This is a genomic window from Streptomyces sp. MnatMP-M17, from assembly GCF_900091995.1.
Classification (GTDB): domain Bacteria; phylum Actinomycetota; class Actinomycetes; order Streptomycetales; family Streptomycetaceae; genus Streptomyces.
Genome location: NZ_FMDK01000004.1, coordinates 1 through 12,182 on the forward strand (window position 1 = coordinate 1; position 12,182 = coordinate 12,182).

Genomic DNA, 12,182 nt, shown 5'->3' on the forward strand with positions numbered 1-12,182 from the left:
CTCCCAGATGCATCAGCTCGGCGTAGCGGCGGGTGGTGGCCGCGAGCGCGGCGTCCCGCTCCAGCCCGGACTCCAGCGCCTGGTGGAAGGTCTCCACCTGCCACGAGGCGCCGTTCATCCGCCGGTTGCACCGCCCTTCGATGACGCCGAGATAGAAGTCCCGGTCCGCGGGCTCGATCTGCCACGCGTCGAGCCCCGCCGCGGCGAGCGGCAGCAGTTCGTCGCGTACGAGCTTGACCACCGGCACAGTGGTGATCCCGGCCGCCCGTCCCGGGCGCGGCCAGCGCAGCTCGGCGTCGATGCCATGGCGGCAGGCGGCGTCGAAGTTCGCGGCGGCCTCGGTGAAGGGCAGTCTGCTCCACACCGGCCGGGCGTCCTCGGCGAGCGCGCGCACCAGTCCGTAGTAGAAGGCGGCGTTGGCGATCACATCGGTGACGGTGGGACCGGCCGGCAGTACCCGGTTCTCCACGCGCAGATGCGGTGCGCCGCCGGCGACTTCGTACACCGGACGGTTCCAGCGGTAGACCGTGCCGTTGTGCAGCGCCAGTTCCTGGAGCTCCGGCACACCACCCTCGTCGAGCACCCGCAGCGGGTCCTCGTCGTCGCAGATCGGCAGGAGAGGCGGGAAGTAGCGCAGATTCTCCTCGAACAGGTCGTACGCGGACTCGATCCAGCGCTCGCCGAACCAGGTCCTGGGCCGCACTCCCTGTGCCTTCAGCTCCGGCGGCCGGGTGTCGGTGGCCTGCTCGAACAGCGGCGGTCTGGACTCCCGCCACAGCTCCCTGCCGAACAAGAACGGTGCGTTGGCACCCAGTGCCACCTGCACGGACGCCATCGCCTGCGCCGCGTTCCACACATCGGCGAACCGGTCGGGCGTGACCTGAAGGTGCAACTGCACGGAGGTACAGGCGGCTTCGGGAGCGATGGACGACGAGGTGCATGTGAGCCGCTCGACGCCCTCGATGTCCAGGGTGAAATCCTCACCCCGGGCCGCCACCATCTGATCGTTGAGCAAGGTGTAGCGGTGGACGTCCGAGAGATTCGCGGAGACCACATCATGCCGGCCGAGAGTCGGAAGAATGCCGATCATCACGATGCCCGCGTCGACTTCACTCGCTTTCCGGTGGGCATATCCGAGACCGGCGCGCAGTTCCTCGGCAAGCTGATCGAGAACTCTTCCTGAGAGCCGGTGCGGCGCTACATTTACTTCCAGATTGAACATTCCGAGTTCGGTCTGGAAATCATGACTCGCGATACGGGAGAGCACCTCCGCATTCATCATCCGGGGCATCCCGTCGGAGCCCGCCAGATTCAGCTCGATCTCAAGGCCCATGAGATTCTTGGGCCGGTCGAACCTCTCCTCCGCCAGGAGCCGCCCCAGCACCGCCAGGCACTGCTGGAGCTTCCTGCGGTATTTCCGCCGATCGGACAGGTCGGAGCCGTCCGGGTCGACCTTCTCCCCCATCGAAGCGTCCCTCCTCGAGTGGGCAGCCCGCGGCGTCGGCCGCTCGCGTCACGATCGATAATGCCCAGACTGGGTGATCCGTAACGCCCCACGCGCGCCCGGCGACCGGTAGAGTGCCCACAAGTGTCGTTCGGCACATTCCTATGGCATGGCGGTGGGGTTCCGTTTGCACCGTCCGATGGGCCGCGGAAAACGGTGGCGAGTTTCGGCCGACCCCGCCGGGTGAATAATCCCAGGCCAGACGCCTGCCTTCACTGTTTATCAACAGAAAGTCCGCAGGAAGATGGACCGGAATATATCTTGTCCGCAATATCCGTGAGAGCTAGCAGAAACATGCTGTGAACACGCGTCGTATAAACTTCGCTCACCAGGCAGAGAGCCGGTGTCCGGTCACGTCCCGACCATGTGCCGACCTCTGACCTGATTGCTGACAGTGACGTCCGCACCTGCCCGCGCTCCACCTCACGCATCACCCTGTCTCCAGAAGTGAGAGGCAACCCACCATGCCGCTGCATGTTCCCCCGGCTCCCGCGCCCGCGCTGCGCAGCGTTCTCGCGGCACTCGGTTCCCCTACCGCCGTGCGCGATGCCCGCACTCCCGCTCTCCAGTCCGTCCAGGGACCGCTGAGCCCCGAACTGCCGCTTCCCGTCCATGTGCTCAGTCATGTCGCCCCGGCAAGCCGCAACGGCACCGCCGAGGGCCGCACACCGCAGACCAGACTGGCGGGCTGGCGGTTCCTGATCCACAGCGGCGACCGCGCCGTGGCCGCCGCCGACACCATGCTCACCGCGGACGGCTGGGCCTTCTCGCGTTTCTTCGAAGGCCCGTACATCACCGCCACGGAGCGTGCGCTCCGCCAGGCGGAGACACTGGGGACCGCCTACCAGCCGAGGCTGCTGTCGGTCCCCGAGCTGTACATGCTCACGCTCTGGCTGCACGGCGACACGGAGGCGGACGCCTCCACCGGCGCACCCGCGCCGACCGACATCCTGGTCCCTCTCGCACCGGCTCCGCCGGGCATCGCCGCCCACCGTCCGCACCGGGTGGCGGAGTTGCTGCCGATGATCGGACTGCGACTCGCTCCCGCTCCATTGCTGCGCACTCCGGCCTGAAGCGCCTACAGCGTTTCAGCGGACTTTCCGTACGTTCTCCGCGCCTTCCTCTCCGCGCCTTCCTTTGTGCCCCGCGGCCCTTCGGTCGCGGGGCACTCTTTTGCCCATGCGGAGTAGTCATCTCAGGTCACCCTGAACCACCCGAAAGGACAGTCCAGTTGAACTGAACCGTCCGGCCGGGTGACGCGTCCTTAAGCAGAAGGAAGAGCTGCCGCGAAATCCCTGCGGATTGCCATCTGTAGGGCAACACTAGGACTGGACCAAACAGATACGGGGGGCGGCCATGACCACATCGAGCCGCAGGACACTCACCACGACACAGCGAAAGAACTCGCCCATGTGCCAGCACCAACCAGCCTGCCCGACAGCCGACTCCGCCGCCCGCGACGCCGCACGACTGATGGCACACCACCCGGAGCAGGGCTGGAGTCTGCTGTGCAATGGCGTCCTGCTCTTCGAGGACACCGGTGAACTGCTGCCGGACGGGCAGATCATCGCACCGCACCGGCCGCTGCGGACCGAGCAGGTAGTGACGGCGGCCTGATGCCGCCGGGCGGCCTCGGGCCGCCACGATGTGTGGGGCCGGCCCGGAGAACCTCCTCCGCACCGGCCCCGACGTATGACATGACCTGACCGACGTACGGCCGCAGGGCCGTCAGTACGTACGGCCGCAGGGCCGTCAGTGGTCGTACGCGTCCACCGGCGGGCAGGAGCAGACCAGATTGCGGTCGCCGTACGCGCCGTCGATACGGCGGACCGGCGGCCAGTACTTGTCCGCGGCGGAGACACCGCCCGGGAAGACCGCCTCGTCACGGCTGTACGGGTGCTCCCACTCACCGCCCAGCGCCGCCGCCGTGTGCGGCGCGTTGCGCAGCGGATTGTCGTCCGCGGACCACTCGCCCGACGCGACCTTGTCGATCTCCCGGCGAATCGCGATCATCGCCTCGCAGAAGCGGTCGATCTCGGTCAGGTCCTCGCTCTCGGTGGGCTCGATCATCAGCGTCCCCGCCACCGGGAAGGACATCGTCGGCGCGTGGAAGCCGTAGTCGATCAGCCGCTTCGCGATGTCGTCGACGCTGACACCGGTGGTCTTGGAGAGCGGACGCAGATCGATGATGCACTCATGGGCCACCAGCCCGTTGGGACCGGTGTAGAGGACCGGGTAGTGGGGCTCCAGCCGCTTGGCGATGTAGTTGGCGGCCAGCACGGCGACCTGCGTCGCGCGCTTGAGTCCCTCGCCGCCCATCAGCCGTACATACGCCCAGGAGATCGGCAGAATGCCGGCCGAGCCCCAGGGAGCCGCGGAGACCGGCCCGACGCCCGTGGCGGGCCCGGCCGCCGGCTGGAGCGGATGGTTGGGCAGATACGGCGCGAGATGCGCCCGTACGCCCACGGGACCGACGCCGGGACCGCCGCCGCCGTGCGGGATGCAGAAAGTCTTGTGCAGATTGAGATGGGAGACGTCGGAGCCGAACCTGCCCGGCTTGGCCAGTCCCACCAGCGCGTTGAGGTTCGCGCCGTCCACATACACCTGGCCGCCCGCGTCGTGCACGGCCGCGCAGATGTCACCGATGTGCTCCTCGAACACACCGTGCGTGGACGGGTAGGTGACCATCAGAACGGCCAGTTCCGGTCCGTGCTGGGCGATCTTGGCACGCAGATCCTCGACATCGACGTCGCCGTCCTCACGCGTCTTGACGACGACGACCTTCATCCCGGCCATCACCGCGCTCGCGGCGTTGGTGCCGTGCGCGGAGGACGGGATCAGACAGACGGTGCGCTGTGTGTCGCCGTTGGCCCGGTGGTAGGCCCGTACGGCCAGCAGCCCGGCCAGCTCGCCCTGCGAACCGGCGTTGGGCTGGAGGGACACCGCGTCATAGCCGGTGATCTCGGCGAGCCGCTCCTCCAGCTCCCGGATCAGCGTCAGATAGCCCTGGGCCTGCTCGGCGGGCGCGAAAGGATGCAGCGCGCCGAACTCGGGCCAGGTGACCGGCTCCATCTCGGTGGTCGCGTTCAGCTTCATGGTGCAGGAGCCGAGCGGGATCATGCCGCGGTCGAGCGCGTAGTCGCGGTCGGCGAGCCTGCGCAGATAGCGCAGCATCGCCGTCTCCGAGCGGTACTGGTGGAAGACGGGATGCGTCAGATAGTCGTCGCTGCGCAGCAGCGTCCCGGGCAGGGCGTCCTCCGTCGTCGCGTCCAGCGCGTCGAGGTCGCCCTCGACACCGAACGCGGTCCATACGGCGGTCAGTTGGGTGCGGCCGGTGGTCTCGTCGCAGGCCAGGGAGATGTGGTCGGCGTCGACGAGATGAAGGTTGACACCGTCCTCGCGGGCGGCGGCGACCACCTCGGCGGCCCGGCCGGGCACCCGGGCGGTGAGCGTGTCGAAGTACGCGCCGTGCACGATCTCGACGCCGCCCGCGTGCAGGCCCTCGGCGAGGAGCGTCGCGTACCGGTGGGTGCGCCGGGCGATGCCGCGCAGCCCTTCCGGGCCGTGGTAGACCGCGTACATGCCCGCCATGACGGCGAGCAGCACCTGGGCGGTGCAGATATTGCTGGTGGCCTTCTCGCGGCGGATGTGCTGCTCGCGGGTCTGGAGCGCCAGCCGGTACGCCTTGTTCCCGTCGGCGTCCACCGAGACTCCGACGAGCCGGCCCGGCAGGCTGCGTGCGAACTTCTCGCGTACGGCCATGAATCCGGCGTGCGGTCCGCCGAAGCCCATCGGAACACCGAAGCGCTGGGTGGTACCGACCGCGATGTCCGCGCCCAGCTCACCGGGCGAGGTGAGCAGGGTGAGCGCGAGCAGATCGGCGGCCACGGTGACGACCGCGCCGAGCCCGTGCGCCTGCTCGACGACGGGCCTGATGTCCCGTACGGCACCGGAGGCGCCCGGGTACTGGAGCAGCACACCGAAGACACCGCGCTCGGCCACCTCGGCCGGGATGCCCTCGCTCAGATCGGCGACCACGACCTCGACACCGGTCGGCTCGGCGCGGGTCCGGATCACGGCGACGGTCTGGGGCAGGGCGTCGGCGTCCACCAGGAAGACACCGCCCTTGACCTTGCCGACACGGCGGGCGAGCGCCATCGCCTCGGCCGCGGCCGTGCCCTCGTCCAGCAGGGAGGCACCGGAGGTCGGCAGACCGGTCAGATCGGCGACGACGGTCTGAAAGTTCAGCAGCGCCTCCAGACGTCCCTGGGAGATCTCCGGCTGGTACGGCGTGTACGCGGTGTACCAGGCCGGGTTCTCCATCACATTGCGCAGGATCACCGGCGGTGTGAACGTGCCGTAGTAGCCGAGCCCGATCATCGGCGCCACTACGTCGTTGCGCGAGGCGAGCGTGCGCAGTTCGGCGAGGACCTCGGCCTCGGTGCGCGCGCCGGGAAGGTCGAGGGCCTCCGCGCTCTTGATCGCGTCGGGCACCGCGGCGGCGGTCAGCTCGTCGAGCGAGCCGTAGCCGACCTGCGCCAGCATCTTCGCCTGCGCGCCGGCGTCGGGCCCTATGTGGCGCTGTTCGAAGGGGGTTCCTCGCTCAAGCTGCGCGAGCGGAATGCGGTGGGCGGTCATCGGGAGGCCTCCTGGTCCGACACGACCTACGAGGGGCACCAGGACGCGGGTGCCCGGACGGCCTCCCCCTCTGTCATCTCAACCTGAGAGCTTCACCGGCCCGCCTGCGGCGCACCGGCTTTCACCGTCGGTGAGAGCGGATGCCGTCCGACGCCCGCCCTGCTTTCCAGAGTGACCTCGTCCGCGCGGTACGGGGGCCTGAGAGATTCCGGGGAGGATTTGCTCCTTCGGCGCCTCCGGCGGTTCTCCGGAGGACTCTCCCGCACGGGGTCAGCAGCCACGGCCAGACTACCAGCGAGGCCTTCCGTACGACTTTCGAGTGGCCGACGCCCAGTTTCTGCACTTTTGTAGTGTTACGAGCAGGTGCGACCAGTTGGAGGGACCGTGGAGACCGATATCGATCCGCGCAGTCTGATAGGCCGCAAGGCGTTCGACCGCAGTGGCCACAGGCTCGGCACGGTGGACGAGGTGTATCTGGATGACGCCACCGGCGTACCGGAGTGGGCGGCGGTCCGCACCGGGCTCTTCAGCCGTGACGCCTTTGTCCCGCTGGCGCCCAGCACGCTGGTGAACGACGCGCTCCAGGTGCCCTTCGAGCGCGCGCTGATCAAGGACGCGCCCGACTTCGGTGTCGGCCGCCATCTCTCCCCGGAGCAGGAGCTCCAGCTCTACCACCACTACGGTCTCGCCCTGCCCGAGCCGGATCCGGAGCCACCGGATCGGCCCGCGTCCCTGTCCGACCGTGACTCCCAACGCGACTTCGGCCGACTGGCGGGTCAGGACGACTGAGCGGAATCCGGCGGTTCCGGCACCAGAGGCAGCGGCACCAGAGGCAGTGGCTCGGAGAGCACCAGCTCGGGATCGTCGGTCCAGAACGTCCTCACCCGTCCCGGCGCGGATCCCGGCTCCTCGAACCGTACGGTCACGCGCCGCAGTCCGCTGCCCTGCACCCAGCCCGCGCCGTACTCGGCATGGCGCACATCATGTCCGGCCGGAAAGCGCCGCTCGGCCGGCGCCTCCGGCTCCCGGGCCAAGGCACTCCCGTCCTCCACCAGCGATGAGGGCGCGTCCTCTGTCGGCTCATTCGAGGCGGCGGACGTGGCGGCGGGTACGGCCGGAGCGGGCTGCTCGGCCGCCGCGGCCTGCGCGAAGAGATCCTCCTGCGTGAAGTCCGCGAGGCCCGTCACGCCCACTCCCAGCAGCCGCACTCCGCCCGTCGTGTCCACCGACTCCAGCAGCCGTCCCGCGGCCTCCCGCACCACACCGGGATCGTCCGTCGGCCCGCGCAGCGTCTCCGAACGGGTCAGCGTCGAGAAGTCGTACCGCCGGACCTTGAGCACGACCGTCCGCCCGGAGTGCCCGGCCGCCCGCAGCCGCTGCACACACCGGTCCGCGAGCCGCTCCACCTCCACACGCACCCGTACGCGGTCGTGCAGATCGACGTCAAAGGTGTCCTCGACCGACACGGACTTGGTCTCGCGCTCGGACACCACCGGCCGGTCGTCGTGCCCGAGCGCCATCCGGTACAGCGAGGCGCCGTGCGCCTTCCCCAGCAGCCGTACGAGCTCGTCCTCGCCCGCCTCGGCCAGCTCGGCGACGGTGGTCATCCCGGCCCGGCGCAGATGCTCACCGGTCGCGGGCCCTACTCCGGGCAGCGTCCGCACCGGCATCGGCCCGAGCAACTCGCGCTCCGTACCGGGCTCGATAAGGACCAGTCCGTCGGGTTTGGCCTGCTCCGAGCCGATCTTCGCCAACATCTTGGATCCGGCGAGCCCCACCGAGCCGGTGAGCCCGGTGACCACCCTGATGTCCCTGCGCAGCCGCTCACCGGCCGCGAGCGCCGAGGCCGTGTCATGGGCCGATCCGCCGGCCTCCAGATCCACGAAGGCCTCGTCCAGGCTCAGCGGCTCCACCAGCGGCGAGAGCCTGCCCAGCAGCTCCATGACCTGCTCGCTGACCGTGCGGTAGAGCGAGAACCGCGGCACCAGATACGCCGCGTTCGGCGCCAGCCGTCTCGCCTGGCCCATCGGCATCGCCGAATGCACCCCGAACCGCCGTGCCTCGTACGAGGCGGTCGAGACCACTCCGCGCGGGCCCAGACCGCCCACCACCACCGGTTTTCCGCGCAGACTCGGCTTCGCCGCCTGCTCGGCGGCGGCGAAGAAGGCATCCATGTCCAGATGCAGGATCGTCGGCGCGGATCTCACACCACCGATGCTGCCTCACACCACTGACAATCGGCCGGAGATTCCGGCCTCGGACCCGACGGCTTCCGGCCTCGGCCTCGGACGGCCCGGTCGACGTCAGACGGCCCTGTCCCGGCGCCGACGCGCCAGCTCGTCCGCCGGGTTGTGACCGACCAGCGTCTCGCCGGTGTCGATCCGCTCGCCGTGGAGCTGCGACAGCGCGGCCTGGACATCCCGCCACACCACGCCGACGGCGATCCCGAAGACGCCCTGGCCGCCCTGGAGCAGCCGCACGACCTCGTCGGGAGAGGAGCACTCATGGACGGTCGCGCCGTCGCTCATGAGCGTCATCCGGTCCAGATCCTGGAAACCGCGGTCCCTGAGGTGCTGGACGGCCGCCCTGATGTTCTGCAGGGCGACACCGGTGTCCAGGAACCGCTTCACGATCTTGAGGACGACCACATCGCGGAAGCTGTACAGCCGCTGTGTGCCCGATCCGTATGCCGGCCGGACACTGGGCTCGACCAGCCCCGTACGGGCCCAGTAGTCCAACTGGCGGTAGGTGATCCCGGCCGCCGCGCACGCGGTCGGGCCGCGGTATCCGACCGTCTCCGCACCGGGGTCGGCCGCACTGCCGTGAAGCGGATACGGACCGCCCGCCGCCGTACTGTCGCCGCTGCTTCTCACGCCGACCCCTCCGTCCTAGACCTGCCTTGTCGAAGGTAGGCAGTCACCCGGGGTGCGTCAACGATCGCCACACTCGCCACGCCGAGTGATAATCACCCTGAGAGTGGTTTCCCGTGCCCCGTTTCGGGGAAAGGCTGACCGAATGTGCTGACGGAGCCCAGTGCGGCGCTCACCGGCGGCCACTACTGACTGTTGGTTCCGAAGTCCTCCGGCGAGATCTGGTCGAGGAACTCGCGGAACTTCTCCACCTCGTCCTCCTGCTCGTCCGGGATAGCGATACCGGCGTCGTCCAGCACCCCGTCACTGCCGTAGATCGGCGTACCCGTGCGCAGCGCCAGCGCTATGGCGTCGGACGGCCTGGCGCTCACCTCGACACCGCTGGCGAAGACCAGCTCCGCGTAGAAGACGCCTTCACGCAGGTCCGTGATCCGGACCTCGGTCAGCTCCTGGCCCACCGCCTCAAGGACATCCTTGAAGAGATCGTGGGTCAGCGGTCTCGCCGGGGCCATGCCCTGCTGGGCGAAGGCAATGGCGGTCGCCTCCCCGGGTCCGATCCAAATGGGGAGGTACCGGTCGCCTCCCACTTCACGCAGGAGCACGATCGGTTGGTTGGAGGGCATTTCCACCCGGACACCCACAACGTCGAGCTCGTTCACACAGTAACCCTAGGACGTGCCCGGCAGGTTTGGGTAGTCGGGCTCCCTCGCGATCAGTGCTGCCGGACCCCGAGAGCCGTCCGGACCAGGGCCGCGTGCAGCCGGACCGAGAGCGCCGCCAGCTCCTTCGTGGTGGCCTCGGCATGGGCTCTGGTCTGCGGATTACGGTGCCGGCGCAGCGGCGCCACCACCTGCTCGACCAGTCCCGCCTCACGCTCCGCGGCGGCTTTCATGGCCCGAAGATGCCTTGGCTCCAGACCGAATCTCCCCAGATCCGAGACAAGTCTCGCGACGGTGACCGACTCGGCGTCGTACGCGCCGTCCGGCATCGGAGTGATGAGGCCGTACGCCTCCCACTCCTCAAGCCTGCTCTCGCCCACCTCCGCGGCGGCCAGCAGCTCCTCACGGCCGATGCGGGCCGCCGTCGGCCGCTCGGGCTCCGGCTCGCCGAAAAGGCCCGCCGACGGCTGCCGCTGCGGCCCGGGAGCTCCTCCGTACTCACCACGGCCACGGGCGTCCAGCTGCTCCCGGATGACCTTCAACGGAAGGTAGTGGTCCCGCTGCATCCGCAGGATCCGGGCCAGCCGCTCGACGTCCTCGGGACTGAACTTCCGGTAGCCGGAGGGAGTTCTGCGCGGCTCGACTAGCCCTTCCGCCTCCAGAAAACGGATCTTGGAGATGGAGACCTCGGGAAATTCCTCCCGGAGCCGGCTGAGCACCACGCCGATACTCATAAGCGGGTCGCCCATGGGGGCGGTGCCGTGTCCGGCACCGCCCGTCGGTGTTCGCGGCATGGACCTTCCCTGAGGGTCACACGCGGGTCACACGCCCCGCTGGCTCGCGTAGAAGACCAGCCGGTACTTGCCGATCTGGACTTCGTCGCCGTTCGCCAGCAGGACCGAATCGATCCGCTCACGATTGACGTACGTACCGTTCAGGCTGCCCACGTCCGAGACGGTGAAGCGGCCGTCCGCACCTCTGCGGAACTCCACATGGCGGCGTGACACGGTCACGTCGTCAAGGAAGATGTCGCTCTGCGGATGACGGCCGGCCGTCGTCAGCTCGCTGTCCAGCAGGAAGCGGCTGCCCGAATTCGGACCGCGGCGCACCACCAGGAGCGCCGAGCCCAGCGGCAGCGCGTCGACGGCCGCCTGCGCCTCAGGTGTGAGCGACGGGAGCGAGGTCTGGCCGGTGACTTCCGAGTCGTACGCCTCAAGACCCGAGATGGAGATCGTGGACGTCGTCTCCGAGGCGCGCTCGGCGGGCACTCCGCCCCGCAGCGGCGCACCGCAATTGGAGCAGAACCGGCTCGATTCCGCGTTCTGGTGTCCGCACCTCGTACAGACCGGCAAGCCCGCCATCGTGGGACCCTCCTGCCGCGACTGCCCCGCCGGGGCAGATGATTGCCCGAAACCTATGCGGCCGGGACCTGCGGGGTCAACAGACGACGCGCCGGTGGGCTCGCCGCCCACCTGGTCGCGGAAGAGCGGGCGCTCGCCGCTCTGCTCCTCGCTCTGACCATGACGCGACGCGCGATGGCGGGCCGAACCGCCGCCGTCCTCGCGTGCGCTCTTGCCGAACAACTTCCCAAACAACTTCACGGGCGATTCCCCTTGACCGAAACAGACCCGCCCGTGGGGCAGGACGAACCCTGAATGAACACACCTGCCGACCCGGACATCTTGACAACGTCCGTATCCACCGGACAGTTTCCACCACACACCACGCTGATCGTGCGCCGACCCCCCGCAAGCTCATGCCCGCGTCCGACAGCCGCCATGCACCATCGGGTCACCCCGACGACGACCGAGCGTAGTCAGGCCGCTTCGCCGGTCGCAAGGCGTCCACAACGATCTTCTCAGCCCGTGTCACCGTGGCCGTGGCCTGCTCCTTCTCCAGGGTCTGGACCACACCGCCGGGAATGTTGAGGGCGGGCTCCAGATCCTGCGGCTTGCCGATGACCTTGAACTCGTACGGGGCCGTGACCGGCCGGCCGTCCACCTGGACGTCACCACCCGTACCCGAGAAGTATGTATCCGCGACCACGCGCACACCGTCCACCTGGATGGCCTCCGCGCCGGCCGCCCGCAGCTCCTGGATCGCGTCGAGCAGCATGTCCGGCTCGACCGTGCCGCTCGGATCGCTGATCGTCAGCGTGATCCCGGGCCCCTGGGCAGCGGCCGTGCCGGCCAGGATGCCGAGCTGCTGCTCCTTCTCCAGCGTCTGCTTACGGGCCTCCTCGGCCTGGTCCGAGCTGTTCTCCAGCTCGGTGCGCTGGTCGTCCAGCCGCTGCTTCTCGTCCTCCAGCCGCTGGGTACGGTCGTCCAGCTCGTCCAGGATGCGCACCAGGTCCTCCTGGCGGGCGCCGCGCAGCGCGCTGTCGTCGTTGTTCGATCTGACCTGGATGGCGAGTCCGAGCCCGAGCACGAACAGCAGGAGGGCGACGACGAGTTGGGCCCTCGTGACCCGCGGCGGCCACAGGCCCGCCGCCAACCGCCGGCGCCCGGGGAG

Annotated in this window: 11 protein-coding genes and 1 riboswitch; of the genes, 3 read left to right on the forward strand and 8 right to left on the reverse strand. The window is 69.1% G+C overall.

Translation table 11 applies throughout. The annotated features are described in order from the left end of the window. Window positions 1-1,465, reverse strand: a 1,465-nt coding sequence (locus tag GA0115259_RS00120) for a glutamate-cysteine ligase family protein (RefSeq protein WP_107469120.1), incomplete at its 3' end; no start/stop codon positions are given. Between the two features lie 503 nt (window positions 1,466-1,968). Here GA0115259_RS00120 and GA0115259_RS00125 point away from each other — a divergent pair. Next, on the forward strand, window positions 1,969-2,577 hold the full coding sequence (locus tag GA0115259_RS00125; protein ID WP_093588974.1) for a hypothetical protein: 609 nt from the start codon (window positions 1,969-1,971) through the stop codon (window positions 2,575-2,577). Between the two features lie 337 nt (window positions 2,578-2,914). Beyond that, entirely contained in the window at window positions 2,915-3,121 is a 207-nt protein-coding gene (locus tag GA0115259_RS00130; protein ID WP_066949957.1) for a DUF5999 family protein, read from the forward strand. 135 nt (window positions 3,122-3,256) lie between these two features. Here GA0115259_RS00130 and gcvP read toward each other — a convergent pair whose 3' ends face one another. Continuing rightward, the gene (gene gcvP / locus GA0115259_RS00135) at window positions 3,257-6,142 is read right to left on the reverse strand and encodes an aminomethyl-transferring glycine dehydrogenase (protein WP_093588976.1); all 2,886 of its coding nucleotides are present in this window, start codon (window positions 6,140-6,142) and stop codon (window positions 3,257-3,259) included. 176 nt (window positions 6,143-6,318) lie between these two features. Continuing rightward, window positions 6,319-6,415, reverse strand: a riboswitch (glycine riboswitch). Between the two features lie 111 nt (window positions 6,416-6,526). Here gcvP and GA0115259_RS00140 point away from each other — a divergent pair. Next, entirely contained in the window at window positions 6,527-6,931 is a 405-nt protein-coding gene (locus tag GA0115259_RS00140; RefSeq protein ID WP_176732376.1) for a PRC-barrel domain-containing protein, read from the forward strand. Here the strand turns inward: GA0115259_RS00140 and GA0115259_RS00145 are convergent. From GA0115259_RS00145 to GA0115259_RS00170, 6 genes are all read right to left on the reverse strand, one after another. After that, window positions 6,919-8,349: a DNA polymerase IV gene (locus tag GA0115259_RS00145; RefSeq protein WP_093588980.1), complete on the reverse strand. Its 1,431-nt coding sequence runs from the start codon at window positions 8,347-8,349 to the stop codon at window positions 6,919-6,921. The genes GA0115259_RS00140 and GA0115259_RS00145 overlap by 13 nt on opposite strands. A gap of 96 nt (window positions 8,350-8,445) precedes the next feature. Continuing rightward, window positions 8,446-9,015, reverse strand: coding sequence for a MerR family transcriptional regulator (locus GA0115259_RS00150; RefSeq protein WP_093588982.1), 570 nt, complete (start codon window positions 9,013-9,015; stop codon window positions 8,446-8,448). A gap of 182 nt (window positions 9,016-9,197) precedes the next feature. Further along, window positions 9,198-9,671, reverse strand: a complete 474-nt coding sequence (locus GA0115259_RS00155; RefSeq protein ID WP_006123076.1) for a bifunctional nuclease family protein — start codon at window positions 9,669-9,671, stop codon at window positions 9,198-9,200. A gap of 53 nt (window positions 9,672-9,724) precedes the next feature. Next, entirely contained in the window at window positions 9,725-10,465 is a 741-nt protein-coding gene (locus GA0115259_RS00160) for a transcriptional regulator FtsR (protein WP_093588984.1), read from the reverse strand. Between the two features lie 27 nt (window positions 10,466-10,492). After that, on the reverse strand, window positions 10,493-11,314 hold the full coding sequence (locus GA0115259_RS00165) for an FHA domain-containing protein (protein ID WP_237539645.1): 822 nt from the start codon (window positions 11,312-11,314) through the stop codon (window positions 10,493-10,495). A gap of 148 nt (window positions 11,315-11,462) precedes the next feature. Next, on the reverse strand, window positions 11,463-12,182 hold a 720-nt coding region (locus tag GA0115259_RS00170; protein WP_093588986.1), incomplete at its 5' end, for a DUF881 domain-containing protein.